This window comes from Fibrobacter sp. UWR4 (genome assembly GCF_003149045.1).
GTDB lineage: Bacteria > Fibrobacterota > Fibrobacteria > Fibrobacterales > Fibrobacteraceae > Fibrobacter.
Genome location: NZ_QGDU01000003.1, coordinates 26,958 through 45,012, shown reverse-complemented (window position 1 = coordinate 45,012; position 18,055 = coordinate 26,958). Strand labels below are relative to the sequence as shown.

Annotated in this window: 16 protein-coding genes; 8 read left to right on the top strand and 8 right to left on the bottom strand. The window is 51.2% G+C overall.

What is annotated here, in order from left to right:
• Positions 1-18 precede the first annotated feature (18 nt).
• A complete protein-coding gene (locus BGX12_RS01920) occupies positions 19-738 on the top strand; it encodes an FISUMP domain-containing protein (RefSeq protein WP_109734410.1) in 720 nt (239 codons plus the stop codon).
• 30 nt (positions 739-768) lie between these two features.
• Positions 769-1,425, top strand: coding sequence for a TrkA family potassium uptake protein (locus BGX12_RS01915; RefSeq protein ID WP_109734409.1), 657 nt, complete (start codon positions 769-771; stop codon positions 1,423-1,425).
• A gap of 313 nt (positions 1,426-1,738) precedes the next feature.
• Here BGX12_RS01915 and BGX12_RS01910 read toward each other — a convergent pair whose 3' ends face one another.
• From BGX12_RS01910 to BGX12_RS01900, 3 genes are all read right to left on the bottom strand, one after another.
• Complete coding sequence (locus tag BGX12_RS01910) at positions 1,739-2,218, bottom strand: Fur family transcriptional regulator (RefSeq protein WP_109734408.1); 480 nt, start codon at positions 2,216-2,218, stop codon at positions 1,739-1,741.
• Between the two features lie 22 nt (positions 2,219-2,240).
• Entirely contained in the window at positions 2,241-2,831 is a 591-nt protein-coding gene (locus tag BGX12_RS01905) for an NADH peroxidase (protein WP_370245215.1), read from the bottom strand.
• Between the two features lie 371 nt (positions 2,832-3,202).
• Complete coding sequence (locus BGX12_RS01900; RefSeq protein WP_199220721.1) at positions 3,203-3,802, bottom strand: hypothetical protein; 600 nt, start codon at positions 3,800-3,802, stop codon at positions 3,203-3,205.
• A 105-nt stretch (positions 3,803-3,907) separates the two neighbouring features.
• Between BGX12_RS01900 and aroC the strand changes: the two genes are divergently transcribed.
• The 3 genes from aroC to BGX12_RS01885 all read left to right on the top strand — a co-directional run bounded on the left by aroC (position 3,908) and on the right by BGX12_RS01885 (position 7,786).
• The gene (aroC, locus tag BGX12_RS01895; RefSeq protein WP_109734407.1) at positions 3,908-4,990 is read left to right on the top strand and encodes a chorismate synthase; all 1,083 of its coding nucleotides are present in this window, start codon (positions 3,908-3,910) and stop codon (positions 4,988-4,990) included.
• Positions 4,991-5,339: 349 nt separating this feature from the next.
• Entirely contained in the window at positions 5,340-6,269 is a 930-nt protein-coding gene (locus BGX12_RS01890; protein ID WP_109734406.1) for a tetraacyldisaccharide 4'-kinase, read from the top strand.
• A gap of 62 nt (positions 6,270-6,331) precedes the next feature.
• Complete coding sequence (locus tag BGX12_RS01885) at positions 6,332-7,786, top strand: hypothetical protein (RefSeq protein WP_109734405.1); 1,455 nt, start codon at positions 6,332-6,334, stop codon at positions 7,784-7,786.
• On the opposite strand, the gene BGX12_RS01880 is transcribed toward BGX12_RS01885, so the two are convergent.
• Genes BGX12_RS01880 through BGX12_RS01870 form a run of 3 tightly spaced genes read right to left on the bottom strand, consistent with a single transcriptional unit; the run spans position 7,783 to position 11,356 of the window.
• Positions 7,783-10,044, bottom strand: a complete 2,262-nt coding sequence (locus BGX12_RS01880; RefSeq protein ID WP_109734404.1) for a caspase family protein — start codon at positions 10,042-10,044, stop codon at positions 7,783-7,785. The genes BGX12_RS01885 and BGX12_RS01880 overlap by 4 nt on opposite strands.
• Positions 10,044-10,853 carry a hypothetical protein gene (locus BGX12_RS01875; RefSeq protein ID WP_109734403.1) on the bottom strand — a complete coding sequence of 270 codons (810 nt, stop codon included), beginning with the start codon at positions 10,851-10,853 and terminating at the stop codon, positions 10,044-10,046. Before BGX12_RS01875 ends, BGX12_RS01880 begins: the two co-directional genes overlap by 1 nt.
• On the bottom strand, positions 10,853-11,356 hold the full coding sequence (locus BGX12_RS01870; RefSeq protein ID WP_109734402.1) for an RNA polymerase sigma factor: 504 nt from the start codon (positions 11,354-11,356) through the stop codon (positions 10,853-10,855). Before BGX12_RS01870 ends, BGX12_RS01875 begins: the two co-directional genes overlap by 1 nt.
• Positions 11,357-11,428: 72 nt before the next feature.
• Here BGX12_RS01870 and BGX12_RS01865 point away from each other — a divergent pair, with 72 nt between their 5' ends.
• The 3 genes from BGX12_RS01865 to BGX12_RS01855 all read left to right on the top strand — a co-directional run bounded on the left by BGX12_RS01865 (position 11,429) and on the right by BGX12_RS01855 (position 15,478).
• On the top strand, positions 11,429-12,367 hold the full coding sequence (locus BGX12_RS01865) for a DMT family transporter (RefSeq protein ID WP_233246214.1): 939 nt from the start codon (positions 11,429-11,431) through the stop codon (positions 12,365-12,367).
• Positions 12,368-12,524: 157 nt separating this feature from the next.
• Entirely contained in the window at positions 12,525-14,636 is a 2,112-nt protein-coding gene (locus BGX12_RS01860) for a hypothetical protein (RefSeq protein ID WP_109734400.1), read from the top strand.
• Between the two features lie 20 nt (positions 14,637-14,656).
• Positions 14,657-15,478 carry a TIGR02147 family protein gene (locus tag BGX12_RS01855; RefSeq protein WP_109734399.1) on the top strand — a complete coding sequence of 274 codons (822 nt, stop codon included), beginning with the start codon at positions 14,657-14,659 and terminating at the stop codon, positions 15,476-15,478.
• Between the two features lie 56 nt (positions 15,479-15,534).
• Here BGX12_RS01855 and BGX12_RS01850 read toward each other — a convergent pair whose 3' ends face one another.
• Positions 15,535-16,452 (bottom strand): hypothetical protein, encoded by a 918-nt coding sequence (locus BGX12_RS01850; RefSeq protein ID WP_146196218.1) that lies wholly within the window; start codon positions 16,450-16,452, stop codon positions 15,535-15,537.
• Between the two features lie 141 nt (positions 16,453-16,593).
• The gene (locus tag BGX12_RS01845; RefSeq protein WP_109734397.1) at positions 16,594-17,871 is read right to left on the bottom strand and encodes an O-acetylhomoserine aminocarboxypropyltransferase/cysteine synthase family protein; all 1,278 of its coding nucleotides are present in this window, start codon (positions 17,869-17,871) and stop codon (positions 16,594-16,596) included.
• Positions 17,872-18,055: the final 184 nt, after the last annotated feature.

Sequence of the window (18,055 nt, the reverse complement as noted above, 5' to 3'; positions counted from 1 at the left end):
GGCTAGGGGTTAGGTAGAATGATGCACATAAGATTGAGTTTGCTTCTTGCGGTTTTGCTGATTTCAGCGGTGAACGCGCTGGCCTCCCCCTGGGATGAAAGCCCCCTTGAGACCAAGGCAGAAAAACAAGCCCGCCGAGAAGCTATAGAAAAGGCAAAACGAGATTCCATCGCGGCACAGGAAAAGCTTGCGATCAAAAGAACCGACGACGGTTCCGATCTTAACAAGCTGGAAGGAACCATCACGGACCCCCGCGATAACAAGGTTTACAAAGTCAAGTGGATTAAAGGAAACTTATGGATGACGCAGAACATGAACATCCGTAAAGTGCCCAGCGTCTGCTTCGAGAACAACGACCGCACCTGTCTCAAGACTGGCAGACTTTACACCTGGGAAATGGCCAAGAGGGCCTGTCCCGAGGGATGGCGTCTCCCCACAGCTAACGAGCTGGACAAGATCATCCATGTAGAACCCTCCTTTGAGGTCAGGGGCGGTTTCAGAGCCTTTAACGGGGATTTTTACGCTTACGACTACACGGCCGTCTTCTGGACCGCGGACCAGGACCCGGATTACGCCGATTACGCCTTCTTTTTCACCTACGAGTCCCTAGGTGGATGGAAAAAGAAGGGTTTTTACAAGGATCAGGCCAATTCTGTTCGTTGCATCAAGGGTGAAAAGCCCAATAATGCCAAGATTTACAGGAGCCTCAGCAAGTCATCTGCCTTCGACAGCCTCTAGAGGCTCGCCCATATTTTGTATCTTTGATACATGGCTTCAAAACAATTTGTAGTGATCGGCCTGGGTAATACAGGCTACTTTCTGGCACGTCACCTGACCGCCCTTGGTCACGACGTCATGGTGGTGGACCCCAGTCCCGAAAAGATTCAAGATATTTCCAACCAGGTTGCCCAGGCAGTCGTTGCCGACGGCACCCGCAAGAAGCAGCTTCAGTCCCTGCCGCTAGCAAAGGTGGACAGCGTGATCTGCTGTATCGGCGAAGACCTGCAGGCTTCCCTCCTGACGGTTCTGAACCTTCGTGAACTGGGCGTCAAGCACATTATCGCCAAGTCCAGTAGCCCCGCCCATACCACCATCCTGGAAAAGCTGGGCGTTGCGGACATCTTCCATCCGGAACGAGACATGGCAATTTCTCTGGCAGAACGCCTGAACCGCCCCAACATGGTGGACTACCTGCCCTTTATGGACGGTTACTCCATCGTGGAACTGGCCTGCCCTGCAGCTTTCTGGGACAAGACCCTGAAGGAACTGAACCTTACCCACAAGTACGGCATCCAGGTGATCGCCATCCGCGACCCGCTGGAACCCACCCCGAAAATCGGTAACATCGCAGACTACATCCTTAAGGAAAACGACGTGCTGTTCGTCATCGGCTCCAACGACGCCCTGGACAAACTGAAGGCATAATAAGACGTAAGGGGGCTGCAACAGTAGGATGAATTTCCGCAAAAAAGCGTTTTCATACTACGATTTTCAGCAGGATACCTCTCCTGCAAGGACAACACTAGTATGAATTCACTCATTAGGGGAAATTTGTACTAGTGTAGACCACCATAAGCCCCGCTTTTGTAGTATGAATTTTGAGAATATCTGATTTTCGTACTAGCAATTCGCGATTTCCCGCAATTTTAGCCCTAAAGCAACAAAAAATCCGCCGGTTTTACCCGACGGATTTTTCTTTCACAGATTTTGGACGCAGACAATGTCCGGCAATCAAGATTTAGTACATCACTTCGGACAGACGCTTCGAGGCGGCCGCTTCGTCCAACTCCTTCTGTTCGGATTCCGTTGTAGCGGGAGCCTGCATGCACTCGGCGCAGATGCCGCCCATACTGAGTTGAGTCCGCTTGAGGGCAAAACCCGTGGGTAGAAGTCCCAGACAGTTAGGGGGCGGAGTCATGATATCGTAAACCTTTCCGCAGCGGTCGCAGAGGAAGTGGCTATGGGGAATTCTCTGCGCGTCATAGCGCAGGTAACCTTCCCCGAAGTCCAGAGCCGTCACGATGCCGTTGTCCCTCAGGAGTTCCAGCGTGTTGTAGACCGTAGTCCTGGACATGCCGGGATTTTCCTGAAGGAGAGCCTGGTAGATGGTATCCACCGTAGGGTGGGTCTTGACTCCCCGCAGGTAATGGAGCACACTGACCCTCTGGACGGAGGGGCGAATCTTGTGTCTCGTGAGAATTGCTACGGAGTCTTTCATAACCCACCTCGATGGTTAACAGTTACTTGTTGAAGTAGCGGTTCAGGAGACCTTCGAAGGCGCCACCGTGACGGGCTTCGTCCTTGCACATTTCGTGGACGGTGTCATGGATAGCGTCGTAGTTCAGTTCCTTGGCGCGCTTAGCAAGAGCAAGCTTGCCTTCGGTAGCGCCAGCTTCTGCAGCCACGCGGAGCTGGAGGTTCAACTTGGTATCGGCGTGGACCACTTCACCCAGGAGTTCTGCAAACTTTGCAGCGTGTTCAGCTTCTTCGAAAGCGATGCGCTTGTAGGCTTCGGCAACTTCCGGGTAGCCTTCGCGGTCGGCCTGACGGCTCATGGCAAGATACATACCCACTTCGCAGCATTCACCGTTGAAGTTTTCGCGGAGACCCTGGACCACTTCCGGATCGAGACCCTGGGCGATACCCACCTTATGTTCGTCAGCGAAGACGGTCTTTACCACCTTGGCACCGGCAGCTGCTGCTGCGGGAGCGGATTCACCCTGAAGCACGAATGCAGCCTTCTTTGCCTTGCAGAGGGGGCATTCATCCGGAGCTTCTTCACCCATGTGGATATAACCGCAGACCTTGCACTTCCAAACCTTCATAATCATTCTCCTTCGGCTCTAGCCGAGGTTAAGCGCGATGCCTATTTGCCATAAAACCTTCGCGCGGGTTAATTCGAGACGGCGTTCTCGCCTTGTTATTTGTAACAATTACAAATTTATAATAATTACAAATAATTGTCAATAGGTTTTTGAAAAAATTTTGGACTCTTTTACGACCGTAATAAACTACCTACTTAATATATCCTAAGACAAGACGAATTTCACGGAAAAATTCAAAACCCCACGGCAACAATAAAGCCGGCCCCTTGAAACCCGGCAGCATACTTCGTTCCGTATATAATAGGCAAGTGGCCAAGCCTATATAAAAAAAACAAGTGGCGAAACCACTTGCTAAAACCTGGGAAAGATGAAGGCTTCTAGAACACCGGGGCGTTGGAAGTCTTTGCCTTGGCGGGGGCGGAACCCTTCTGCTTTTCGTTGGTAAGAACGCGATGGGTAACAGTACCGACAGCGAAGTAGCGACCTTCCAGCTGGACAACGGCAGTATTAATATCCAGGGTGGAAACGGACAGCCATTCCAGGAAGAAATTACGGACGCCTTCCTTCAGGTGGGAATCCTCGTCAATGCGGGGATTGCTGTTGGGCTTGCCGTACTTGAGGGTAAACTGGTCGGACATGTATTCCACAGCTTCGAAGGCCTTGCTCATACGGGCGCGCTCTACACGGCCAGTACGGATTTCGAAGGAACAGAACTTTTCGTTGCTGTTGAAGATGAAGTCTACCTGGACCGGCAGTTCGCCGAACTTGAAAATGGGGACGACCACGCGTTCACCTTCCTTGCCGGACTGTCCGTAAGGCTGGTAACCCATCTTCATGACTTCTTCGATAACGGTCTCGCGGGAGGAGCCAAAGGCAATGCCTGCGAAGTCCTGGGTATGTTCGGGAGTACGACGTGCGAATACTTCTGTAGACAGAAGCATCACCAAAACCATTATGATAAGGTTTACTCTACGCACGGTATCTCCTAAAAACCATTGTAAAAGATAGTAAACTTTTGTTAAAAGACGAGTGACTCAAGCAATTTTTTTTGTAAAAAACTGCTTTTATCTATATTTTGTAGCATGTCTAGCACTTTTGGTAAGATTTTTTCCGTCACGACCTGGGGTGAATCCCATGGTGCAGGTGTAGGTTCCGTCCTGGACGGCTGCCCTGCAGGCCTCCCCCTCACCGAAGAAGACGTTCAGGCAGAACTGAACCGTCGCCGCCCTGGCCAGAACAAGATGACCACCCCCCGCGACGAAAAGGACCAGGTAAAGATCCTTTCTGGCGTTTTTGAAGGAAAAACCACAGGTACGCCCATTTCTTTCGCTGTTTTCAACGAAGACCAGCGTAGTCATGACTATTCCGAAATCCAGAAGTGGTACCGTCCGGGCCATGCAGACCTGTGCTACGACCTGAAGTACGGTTTCAGGGATTATCGTGGCGGTGGACGTAGTTCCGCCCGCGAAACCATCGGCCGCGTCGCCGCTGGCGCTGTAGCAAAGAAGCTTTTGAAGCAGGTGGCCGGTACCGAAATCATGGCCTGGGTCAACTCCATCGGCGAAGTGGACTGCGGCCCCCTGAACCTGGACGAACTGACTTTGGACCAGATTGAAGCTTCCCCCGTGCGCTGCCCGGATCCTGCCGCAAGTGCAAAAATGGAGCAGGCGGTTCTTTCCGCCCGTGAGAACATGGACAGCGTAGGCGGAACTGTCTGCCTGCTGGTGAAGAACCCGCCTGTCGCTCTCGGTGAACCGGTGTTCGACCGTCTGGACGCACTTCTCGCGCAGGCAATGCTTTCCATCCCTGCAAGCAAGGGCTTTGAAATCGGTAGCGGTTTTGCTGCCGCCCGCATGCATGGAAGCGAACATAACGACGAACTTTTCTTCGACGGAAACTCCTACCACACCAGGACCAACAACGCTGGCGGTTCCCTGGGCGGTATCAGCAACGGCGAACCTATCTACTGCAAGGTGGCTTTCAAGCCTACCGCAACCATCAGCCAGGAACAGAAGACTGCGGGCCGTGGTGGCGAAAACGGGACCTTGGCCGCCCGCGGACGTCATGACCCCTGCGTGGCCGTACGCGCTCCCGTGATCGTAGAGAGCATGGCTGCATTGGTGCTGGCCGATTTATTCCTGCAGCAGAAACGCCATTTTTTGTAATGGAGCAAAGGGGGCTGCCGCCCCCTCTGGACTTCCCCGACAAAACGAATGCGCTGTCCGGGCGTTGCCCGGGCGCTCAATCCTTTTGTGCTTGAGGGGCGCTAAAGCCCCTCCTCAAAGGATCGCAGGATTTGTACCGCGAGTTGGATGATGACGCAAAGGGGGCTATGCCCCCTCTGGACTCCCCCGACAAAACGAATGCGCTGCCCGGGCGTTGCCCGGGCGCTCAATCCTTTTGTGTTTGAGGGGCGCTAAAGCCCCTCCTCAAAGGATCGCAGGATTTGTACCGCGAGTTGGATGATGATGCAATAGGGAAGCATCCATCCGATATTTTTATTTTAGATGTCGTATGGATATCGTTCGGAAATTGCGGGGGATTCTTGCGGCCTACTACTGGGCGGCGTATTCGTTGCATCACAAGCTGTTCCTTAGACCGGGATGTCCGCTGAAAAATTCCAAGCTTGTCGTCATCGGAAGTTTCAGGGCGGGTGGTGCGGGAAAAACGCCTTTCTGCCTGTGGCTCGCCCGGCGCATGACCGCCCAGGGGAAGCGTGTGGCGATCCTTTGCCATAGGTCCGCCTTTGACGAAATCCGACTGTACCGGCAGGAGTTGGCGGAACAGATCCGGCAGGGACTTGCAGAAATCGTGGGGACGGACAACCGCTACAGGACCGCCCGGGAAATCGACCGGGGGATAGCCCCCGAGGGAAGCGGCAAGAGCAAAACGGCGCCGGACTTTATCCTATGCGACGACGGTTTCGAGGACAGTCGCCTTCGGCCCCACGCCATTATCCGGCTGGACTGGGAGAAGGCGCCCACGGACATAAACCAGCTAATCCCTGCAGGGAAGTTCAGAAGCCTATTGCAGGACCACGCCCGGGACCTGGACAGGACCCTAGCGCTCCGCTGCTATGGCGCGAATCCAGATGTCCTGTTCAACATCGACTGCATCTCCAACTGCAAGGGAGAATTCCCGCAGTACAGACAAACTATAGCTTTGTGTGGCCTCGGAGATCCTGAGCGTTTCATCCACGATTTGAAACGTGCGGAACTGAACCCCACGAAATGGAATTTCCGTCCCGACCACGACAGGAATTTTGAAAAAATCACTAGCGGAATTCTCCGTGACTCAGCCCAGGCAAATTTGGTCATTACCCAGAAAGACGCCCTCAGACTCTCCAAGGACCTGCTGGACGATCCCCGTATCTTCATCGCTACACAATCGGTACAAGTTCACGACTCCGCTCGGGCCCAAATTCAGCAAGTTCTCGCGAAATAGAGTCTTTTGTTCATAACCAATCCTTCTTTGTTGTTATATTTTTCTTAAGAGGATTGGAAAATATGACGCTCACAAAAAGAATTTCTGAATTGTTGACCGCACTGAACACGGGTATTCCCGAAAGGGAAAGCTGCTTCCAGCTCGGTTTTCTGGCGGCCGTCTGCGGTGAACCCTTCTACCTTTTCGGCAGGTCCGGCTCCGGCAAGAACTTACTGGCAGAACGACTGGCCAACGCCTTCAAGAACGCAAAGATCCTGAAGGTGGGCAGACGCCAGCAGGCATTCCCCAACAATCTCGCCTCTTTTGACGTCATCATCTTCCAGAACTTCAACCCTCTGGACGACGAAACCAAGGATAACATCAAGATCGCCCTTTCCGATAGGGAAAACGCTCCGCTGATCATTACCAGCGACCAGCGTCCGGAAGTGACCTTGAGCAGGGCCGACATTGTGGACCGCGTCACCTTGAGTATTTCCCTGCCGGAAAGTCTCTCCTCCGCAGCTTTGTGCGACTTGCTGCAGAACCAGAGCAAGCTGGAAGATTTCCATGTGCCAATGGGCATCGCCATCGCTCCCGAAGAAGCCAAGGCATGGTGTTCCGAAATCAAGAAGGTCACCCTTTCCACAGACACCTTGTGCATTATCGGAAAGATGGCGGAACTCTGCGACAAGGAAGGCATCTACGTTTCTATCCGTAAGTGGATCGCCCTGACCAACATGGTAAAGGCAATCGCCTTCTTTAACGAAAGAACCGAAACCAAGTTTACGGATGCCCTTTTCCTAGGCACCTCCATCTGGGGCAAGTCCAGCTCCAACGCAACCATCAGCGCAAATTTCAACGAAATCGTAAAGGCCCAGATCATGAAGGATATTCCCGACCTTCTGGGCGAACCTTACGACGCCCTTAGACTGTACAAGAACGTGAAGCGTCTGCTCCACAGCAGCTGCAACCTGTACGAAACCAAGATTTTCAACAACGAGCCCTGCCTTTCCTACCGCGTGACGATTGCGGGCGAACCTACCCCGCTGTACGTCCCCCTGCGCTATATGGAATCCGACGAAGATTTCAACCCCTTCAACGAATTCCGCAAGGTGGAAACCCGAGTCCGCTGCAACTATCACGGAACTTCCAGCTGCACCATTTCCATTGACTCTTCCGTCAAGGGCATTGGCCTGCGTAGCTCCATCAGCACCAACACGCTGAGCAACAAGTTCGAAGACTTCGCCACCCTGCCTAGCTACATCCTGAAGGAAAACGATCCTGAAATCCACCAGCAGAAATTAGTCCAGCTGGAAGAATGCAAGGCAGAAGCAAAGACCCAGCTGGAAAAGAAGACCAAGGACATGCTGGCCCTGAAGGAATTGTTCATGGCGAACAAGCAGGCCCGCGAAGACTTGTTCTGCAACAAGGAACTGTTCGACCAGATCCAGGGCGAAATCAGGCACATCTTTGATAACGCCATCGCCGTAGCGAACAAGTTGAAGGAAACCCTGGAACTGTTCGACAAGAAGGGCTAGAATCTTCCGACGGTGAGGCCTGCGTAGAAGCCTGGCCAGAATCGGGCTGCATGTCTTTCAGAGCCGAAATCATCATGGTATTCGCCCAGAGGCTTCAAGGGGTTTCTATCCGCATAGCCCCTGGATGCCAAATTGAGGGACAGGCCACCAGTCAAGCCCACACCAGGCAACAGCTTGGATGTCGCACCCAGGCGGATGCGGTGATGGAAGGCAAATTTGTCGTCTTCATCGCTGCCACCATAGCTGCCCTTATACTTATCAGCCACATTCAGGAACATGTATTCCAGTGCAAAGTGATGGCCGTACATGCCAAAGTGGGTTCCAACGCCAAAACCGTCTTCCCAGATATCGTCATAGCTCTTGAGCAAGTGACCTTCCTTGAAGTTGCGGGATGTTTCAAAGCTAGTGTAGAAGTAGGCCGTACCCAGGTCCAGCTTGATGCCGGTGCCGCCCATTTCGTTGAAGATTCCCGAAGCAGTCCATACGCCATTACCCACAATGTTGATGAGGCCGATGGGAGTTTTTTCGCAGTTTCCGCAGATGTTGATGACGCCAATCTGACGACCTTTCGAGGAACCGGCCACATTAATGGCACCCACGTCCACGGAATTGTTGCTGCCAGCCACATTGATGGCGCCCACCATTGTTTTCTCTACGGAAGCGGCCACGTTAATGGAGGACACCTGAATGTCAGACGCACCGGCAACGTTGACTGCCCCCACCTGGACAGGTACATAACCTGCGTAGTTGATGGCACCTACCTGTACGGCACTAAGCGTATCGAGAGCCAGATTTACGGTGGAAATCTGAACACCCTCGGAATTATCCTTTGCAATGTTGACATGAGAAAGCTGTAAGCCATCAAAACTTCCTGCGTAGTTCACAATGCCTGAAATTTGCGCGCCCTCAATATGATCACGGCTAATGTCGGCAACACCTGCCACTTGAATGCCATGCATTTCTTTCTTGGACGCGTTCACGAACAAGCTCAACTGACCACCAATCATGTAATCCGTCGTAAGAGAGGTAAAGACGCCTATCTGCAAGCCCTTGCGGGGAAGAGTATCCTTGTCCACCGCGTTGAAGGTGGTACGAAATGTTGCGCTATGGTCAAGCGAGTCAAGAGAACACATGACGGAATCGCCATTGGCGCAAGACCTCTTGCCACCCAGTTCCCCACGGGCAACAGTCTTTTCGACGTTTACGTCCTTAAACAGCGCTAGTGAAACGTTCTCGATTTTACCGTTGGACAGGTTGACGCTTGCAGTCTTGTGTACGGCAGACTTTTCCAGATGGATTTCGTAGGCGCCAGCAGGCAAACCCAGGGACATGTTACGACCGGCAGCCTTGTAAAGTTCTGCCACCAGGGAGCCCTTGTCGTCTCGAATGAACAGGCGGCCATCCAGATCCTTGTGGAAGGAAACGCCTGCACCCATGCTGCGCAAATCCGTCATGACCACGTCGCCGGTACCTGCCAGATTCATATCGCGGCTAGGATGCTGGGCGCCGCCCATGGTGCTCTGAGTCTTCTGGAGAGTTTCGTTGAAGGCGAACTGGTAAGCTTCGGAAAGAGTGACTTTCCCGTCGCCACTCAGGTCCCCTGCCCCGCGAAGGCCGCTGACCAGGGAGTGGGTAAAGAAGGAGCCCTTCAGCTTGTCGCTTTCCTGGCTGGATTCATCCTGGGTGCTGCTGGTAATGAAGGCGTATCCCTTCATGTCGCTACTCTGGTCAATCATGAAGGCAGGTACCGCCACACCGCCCTTGGCGCGGGTAATGGCACCGGAACCGCAAGCATCGATGACTGCAATCTTCACATCGGCGCTCAGGTTATCCACACGCTTGCGGAATTCAGACCAGGCGTAAACCTCGTTACCCAGGCGTAAGCCCTTTTCGTCGGCGTGGCCGCTGTAATAGACCAGCACTTCTTCACGACCGTTCTTGCCCTGATTCTTTACGAGGATCTTATCTAGGTCTTCCATGCGGGAATTCAAAAAACTGACACTTGGTTCCTGAATCAAAATCAAATTCTGGGGCTTTACGCCACCCATGTCCTTGAGCACATTGGCAAAGGACTTGGCATCGCTTTCCGCATAGCGAAGCATGGGGCGATTCGATCCACCGTTGTTTGCGCTGATGGCAATGACATAACGGTCGATGGTATTGTTCTCCGCCGCGTGGGAAAAACTGGCCAAGCCAAGCAAGGCGATCAGACCAAAGCCGCAGAGGCTTATAAACGTATTAATTGCACTCCTAAACATTATACTCCCCCATTCTTACGAAGCGTGACAGTTACGGTCTTGATACCGTCCTGTTTCAGAATCTCATCCAGCTGGCCGACGTATACAGCGAACTCCTTCTGGGACGTCAGCAGGAAGAACTTTTCAAAGTGGGGCGCGTCATCCAGTTTGTAGGCATAAGGCAGGGAAATCATCTTGCCGGGTTCCAGGGCGATGGCCGCATTATCGTTCCCCATGTGGACAGTCAGCGTACCATTTCCATCCATACTGAAAATCATGCCGTAGCACTTTTCAGGAACGGAGTAACGCAACTGGATTTCATCCCCTTCGGAAGCGGTGGACATATCATCCAACTGGACAATGCCGCCTTCGGACTTTTTCCACACTTCCATGCGGGCATCCATTCCCTTGATTCGGGTTTGGTCGTCCACGGTGGCCATGGCCACGTCCATATTCGCAGAAATATCTTTCGTCTCGGATGAATAAAAAACGTCATCCTTGTCGACGACGAACACTGCAGAGAAGATTCCCAGGGCGATCACTACAGCAGCTGCAATCTTCAGCATGTTAAAGCGGGCGATGGTTGCGCGGACATCATTCATGTCAGGAGCAACGGCATCCATCTTGTCCAAGTCCCGGGCAAGATTTTCAAAAGGATTTTCCTTCAGGATTTTTGCGTTCTGTTCCCGCAGTTCCCGAACCCGCGCCGCAAAAATTTCGTCGGAAGCTTCGCGTTCACGAAGTTCCTTCATTTCGTTTTCGGGAAGAGCACCAATGAGGTACTGCTCCATCTTGAAGTCCGTTACAGGACCATTCTTTCTGGAATTCATTACTTTACCTCCAAGTTCTTGACCTTCTCCTGCAAGGTGCGGAGACGTTTACGGACGCCGCTAACGGAAAGCCCTACGGCTTCTGCGGTTTCTTCCAAAGTCATGCCATCCACAAAATGCAGAACAGCCATGGTGCGGGTAGACTCAGGCTCCTTGGCGAAAATCTTCTTGAGGATACCCGCAGATTCGTAAGTCTCCAACTCGTCATCGGCGGCAGCAATCTGCAAAAGCATTTCGCTGCAATCCACATTCAGGCCCCTACGCTTCTTGTCGCGAATACGGTTCAGGCAAAGCCGGGTGGCCGTATTCCACAGGAGGCTTGATGGATTGGACAAGTCCAAAGTATTGCGGTGGGCGTAAATTCTCAGGAAAACATTCTGCATCATATCGCTGGCTTCGGCTTCATCCTTCAGCATAGCGAGGCAACGACGCATCACCATGGGTGCGAAGGTCTCGTAAACCTTGGAAAAAGCCACTCTGTCTGCAATATCTTGCCTATTCATACCTGTAAAACACCACAGGGAAGTAAAAGTGTTACCCCAAATATAATTTTTTTGATTTTTATATTTGTTGACGTGAAAATCGGCTTAAAAAATCAAGGTTCCATGGCCGTCTGGCATATTCTCGCCATCGCGACCATCTTGTTCTGGGGTACCAGTTTCGTCAGCACCAAGGTGCTGATTAACCACGGGTTTTCTGCGGTGCAGATTTTCACCATCCGCTTCGCGGCAACTTATTTGATGCTGCTGGTAGTAGGGTTACGAAATATTCGCTTCCACTCCAACAGCTGGAAAGATGAACTATTCTTCCTGCTAGGCGGCGTCACGGGATGCACCATCTACTTCTGGGCAGAAAACACCGCATTGACCATTTCCCAGAGCAGCAACGTCTCGCTGATCGTCTGCACCAACCCGCTATTGATTTTGCTAGTGGGCGTATTCTTTTTTAAGCGCGAAAAGTTACTGCCCCGGCAAATTGCAGGATCTTTCATCACCTTCATCGGCATGGTGCTTGTGGTGCTTAACGGAAAATTCGTACTGAAGCTTTCTCCCGTAGGAGACATGCTGGCCTTCGGCGCAGCCATTGCCTGGACCGTCTATTCCTACTCCACGGAATCGGTTCGGAGCAAGTATTCCACCCTATTCGCCATCCGAAAAATTTTCTTCTATGGATTTTTGACATCCCTTCCCATTTTCGCATTGGACTACTTCGGCCTTGGAACTGAAGGGAATTTCGTCGCACATCCTATTCCATGGGACGCCTTCAAGGAACCGGTGGTCATCATGAACTTCCTCTGCCTCTGCATTTTCAGCAACCTCTTCGGCTACCTGATCTGGAACAAGGTCATGGACAAGCTGGGAACGGTTCTTGCGTCCAACTACATTTTCGCCCTCCCTCTCATAACCATGATTACTGCGGCAATCACTATCGGGGAACACATTTCCTCCGTAGCCATTGCAGGTGCCGCCGCCATTGTGACTGGCATGATCATGGCGGAATACAAGAAGAAATAAATCACAGCGCATTTGTATCCCGTTTTTATCAAAAATTACGCTAACAAACAAATAATTAACCAATTTTTACAAAAAATCTTCATTTTGTATCCCATTTTTCTTGACTTTCAGGATGCAAGTGTTTATATTTGTATCCGTAAATAATTCAGGAGGACATATGAAGACGCAATTCAGCAAGACCTTGACCACCCTCTCCCTGGTCACAGGGGCAAGTCTATTCAGCGCTTGCGGAGAATCCGGAACTAATAACTCCGGCGTTGTAGAAGAAGCAGACGGTATCGTCGCCTACACCGGCAAAGTGACCGGCGTATCCCAGAAGGGACCTTTCCTTGTGGGCTCCACCATCACCCTGCACGAGGTCGACGGCGAGACGTTTGATCTAAGCGGACGTTCTTTCCCCGACAAGATCAAGAATGACAAGGGCGAATTTGAAATTTCCTACAAGGATCTTTCTTCTAACTTCGCATTGCTTATTGCCGACGGTTACTACCGCAACGAAAATACCGGAGTAAAATCCACAGCGCCCATCAAGCTGAACGCATTGAGCGATTTGACCGACCGTAACACCGCTAACGTGAACCTCCTTACCCATCTGGAATTCGACCGCGTCAAGTACCTGATCCTTGAAGAAGGCATGGAATACGGCGCAGCCAAGACCCAAGCCCAAAAGGAAATTCTCAGTACCTTCGGTATCGATGTGGAAAAATCCATCAACGCCGAAGAACTGTCCATCTTTGGTAAGTCTGAAAACGACGGCGCCCTGCTGGCCCTGTCCATCTTGATGCAAGGCGTTGCCAGCGAAGGTGCATTCAGCGAACGCCTGGCCCTTATCGCACAAGACCTGGAAAAAGACGGTGTCATTGATGACAAGCAGATTTTGACAGACATCGCTGATGAAGCCGTCCAACTCGATCTTGACAAGGTAAAAAAGAACATTCTGGATTGGAAGATTTCCACTGACATTCCGAAATTTGAAAAATTCGTTGCAACTTACTGGGCAGAAAATTTTGGTATTGGAAGCTGCACCTCCGAGAACATCGGTAAGACAGCAAATGTAAAGAACGAACTGAGCAAGAACTTCGAAAAGACCTTCGTATGCGACGAGTTTGGAACAGACAAAGACGTTATGTGGCGTGAGCTCTCTTCTAACGAAATAAAGTACGGCAACTGTTCCGCCGCGGACGAAGGCAATCGCTTTGAAGACGTTTTAATCTGCCACGACGGAACATGGAATGACATGCTCCCCGAAGAAAAAGTTGGCGAATGTACCGAGGATCTGTATGGCGAAATCGTCTCTTACGACAATGCAGCAAGTGCCTATAAGGGCGAACAATATGCATGTGACATTGGTGGCTGGCGACTTCTGAGTGAAGAAGAAGTGGAAACCGGCGCATGCACTGCAGCTCCCGCAGACCAGGGCAAGCTATACGCCGATCCCGAGCAAAACATCTACCAGATCTGCCGAGAGGGAAAGTGGAATTTGCTTACCAAAAACCAGTACCAGCAAATCAGCGCTTCCATCTCTTGTAAAAAAGACGGCGACATTGTAAAGAGCGAATCTGGCGACCAGTGCTTCGTATGTAAAGATGGCGCCGTTGTTACTCCATCCTTGAATGATTTCTCCATGGACAAGAAATTTGAAGCCAACCTCTGGAATGGCGCCAAGGATTCCGTTGTAACCGTGGATCCCGACGATCCTCTTGGATATTCTTCCATTCTGATGCTTGATCAAGACAATAACGCAAGTTCTGCCAAAGTCTACCATGAAGACGGTGAAGAAATCACAAGTCAGTACTTCGTCAGGTACAATAGCGATGGAATCGCAGAAGAACTCCTTGAGGCCAAGGGCGCAAAGTTCACTTATAAACTGAACGAAAATCATCCCTACTCTCAAATTCGATTCGGATTCTGGACTGCTCCCAAAAGTTCTCAAGACCTAACCGCCGATATTTCCGACTGGGAAGGCGTATGCGTAATCTATGCATCCACATCTGTCATGAACCTGTTCATTGAAACTGGAGCAGATAATGAATACAAATTCAACTTCGCAAAACTCCCTGCTTCCATGGAACTCACTGTCGCCAACTTCAAGTGGGAAGAACTCAATGAAAATACTGGATACAAAATAGACCCCTTGGAAGCTGCAAAAAGTTCCGCATCCATCGCCATAAGCCCCAGCATTAACACCTTTGACGGCAGCAATTCTGCGGCAACAGGTGCGGTATATATTGCAGGCATTGGTAAGTACAACGGATGTTCCATCAAGTAATTCTCGCAGGATTCTGAATTATGAAACCGATTATCGAATATAAAGACTATCGTCAGTTCATTCGGGAATACTACGAAGAACACAAGCAGAAATCAGCCTTTACCTGGCGCGATTTCGCCGCCCAGGCGGGCTTTGGTTCTCCTGTTTACTTGAAGTTGGTTTGTGATGGCAAAAAGAGTCTAAGCGCGTTAGCCGTAGAAAAGGTTATTAACGCCATGCACCTGGCAGGCTATGAACAGCAGTTCTTTAGAGCACTGGTCGCATTTGACCATGCAAAAAACGATGCCGACCGCAAAAAAGCCATCGACACCATGCAGGAAGTGGCCAACCAGAACAATGTTAAAATCATGGGTGCCGAGGAGTTCGCCTTTTTCGATTCCTGGAAAAATCCCGTGATCCGCGAGCTGGCGCCTGTCATGACCGGCGCAAAACCTTTGGACATGGCCCACGCCTGCAAGCAAAAGATTACTGCAGCCGAAGTTACGGAAACCCTGCAGTTCCTGGTGAAGGCAGGCCTGCTTAAAATAGACGAAAACGGAAACTACATCCAGACGGACAAAGTCCTCAGTTCCGGAGTCGCTGATTTTGTACCTCTGGCAGTGCGTAACATGCACCGTCAAATGGGAACTTTCGCGCTGGACGCCTTGGAAAACATCCCTCTGGAGGAACGTCAATTTACGGGACTCACCCTGGGGATTTCCGAAGGTTCCTACGACAAAATCCTTAAGGAACTGGCAGAATGCCGCCACCGCATTATGTCAATCGTCGCAGAGGACAAGCAAATTGATCGCGTCTACCGCGTCAACATGCAAGTGTTCCCCCTGACAGAAAAAATCAAGTAGAACACTGCAATTCGAAAATGCAGAAAATCCCGCGATTGAACGTCGCGGGATTTTTTCTAAAACCAGAAGCCTATGGAGCCGTTGGCTGTCAAGAAGAAGTCATCAAAATCCAGACTGTTCAACACTGTTACGCCTAGGGACACTTTCCAGTGCTCGTTAAGCCACAGGGACGCACCGGCATACTGGCTAAGCACCCACGGATAGATTACAGGTATTCCAAATTCCGCAGAAATTCCGTCCTCATCCTTTATGTCAAAAAATTCCTGGAGATGCGGTTTATACAGATATGGAGAGTATGATAGGGCAAAGTTCTTCACAAAGTATGAGGCAAAAACTCCAAGGCCTGCCCGCCAGAAGGCCCCGTCATCTGTCTCGAAATGCCGTTCCTTGGTCCGTTCGGAACACCGTTCTTCCTTTGAATAAACGTACAGACATTCGTAATAGTCAACCGTCACGTCTCCAATTCCAAAAACTCCCAGTCCCAAGTCTACATAGCCGCCAAATTCAAAGGATTCCTTGTTGACCCCGAAAATAAAGCGACCAAAGGGCTCAGGATCAAACCCCGCAGAAAAACCATAGAACTCAGATGACTTTTTGGTAAGGCGCGTATAGCTTGCAGATAGAGGAAAACGATTTCTTTTATACTTGAAACTCTTGACTTTCGTTTCTTTTATAACGGTGAAATCATTATCGGAACCGCCGTACAAAGGGTCGTAATCGCTGAGCTTAAGTTCCGAATTCTTGACTCCACGCACCTTCATCTCGGCAGATGTGGTGTAATCAAAGCCTACGGAAAAACTGTTGATGGTGGAATTTTCAGGAATGGCCTTTCCTACACCGGCAAAATTCTCCGGCACCCCGATTTCAAAAGAGCCCTTGTTAACGATACCTTGTCTATAAACGGGAGTACCACACCCTACCAGCAGAACAATGAACAACATTGCCAAGGCTATATTGCAAATACGAAATTTCACGAGGACCTCTTTTGAAATATAAACAAAAACTCCCGCGATTGAACGTCGCGGGATTTTTTTTCAGCCGATGCCGAGAGTCCTCGGCATGACGCAGGAGCGACGACCTCATACCTCAAAGGCCGAAGGCCGCCCTCACACCTGTTACACCTGTGCCAGAGCCTGTTCCAGGTCGGCGATGATATCGTTGATGTTTTCGATACCCACGCTGAAGCGGATCAGGTCAGGAGCAACGCCTGCCTCGATGAGCTGTTCGTCGGAAAGCTGACGGTGGGTGTGGCTTGCCGGGTGCAGCACGCAGCTGCGGGCGTCTGCAACGTGGGTCACGATGCAGATCATTTTCAGGGCATCCATGAACTGGATGGACTTGTCGCGGCCACCCTTGATACCGAAGGTGAGCACGCCACAGGGCAGGCCGCCCTTGAACTGCTTCTGGGCCAGAGCGTAGGAAGCGTTGTCTTCGAGACCTGCGTAGTCAACCCATGCAACCTTCGGATGCTTCTTCAGCCACTTGGCAGCGGCGAGAGCGTTTTCGCAGTGGCGAGGCATGCGGAGGAACAAAGTTTCCAGGCCAACATTCAGGAGGAATGCATTCTGGGGGCTCTGAATGGAACCCAGGTCGCGCATGAGCTGCACGGTAGCCTTGGTGATGTAGCAGAGCTTGCCGAAGGCTTCGGTATAGCGGAGACCGTGGTAAGAGGGATCCGGTTCGGTAAGGCCCTTGAACTTGTCGTGATGGGCTTCCCAGTCAAAGTTGCCGCTATCCACAATGCAGCCACCCACAGCCATGGCGTGACCGTCCATGTACTTGGTGGTGGAGTGGGTCACGATGTCCACGCCGAATTCAAAGGGACGGCAGAGGATCGGGGTGGGGAAAGTGTTGTCCACGATCATAGGAACGCCATGCTTGTGAGCCAGATCGGCAAAGCGCTTCAGGTCAAGAATCTTGCCTGCCGGGTTTGCAACGGTTTCGCCGAAGACGCACTTGGTGTTGGGGCGGAAAGCCTTCTCGATTTCTTCGTCGGATGTGTCCTGGTCAATGAAGGTGCATTCGATGCCCAGCTTCTTCATGGTGACGCTGAAGAGGTTGCTGGTACCGCCATAGATTGCGGAAGTGGAAATGAAGTGGTCGCCAGCTTCGCAGATGTTGAACACGGCGTAGAAGTTTGCAGCCTGGCCAGAAGAAGTAAGCATGGCACCTACGCCACCTTCCAGCTGTGCGATCTTGGAAGCCACAGCGTCGTTGGTGGGGTTCTGGAGACGGGTGTAGAAGTAGCCGGATTCCTTCAGGTCGAACAGGTCAGCCATCTGGGCGGAAGTGTCGTACTTGAAAGTGGTGCTCTGGTAAATGGGGAGAACGCGGGGTTCGCCCTTTTTCGGGGTCCAGCCAGCCTGAACGCACAATGTTTCGAGATTTGCCATGATTTTTCCTTTCTGTATTTTTTTATGGGCATAAATATAGATAGTTCCTATAGCTTAGGCTATAAAAAGGGACGCAGAATTGTTCCGCCCGTAAAGAAATTATACGGCGTATAAGGAAGTCTTTATAGCAAGTGATAGATTTTTTTTATAACCTAAAAAAGCCGATGCTGAGACAAGCTCAGCA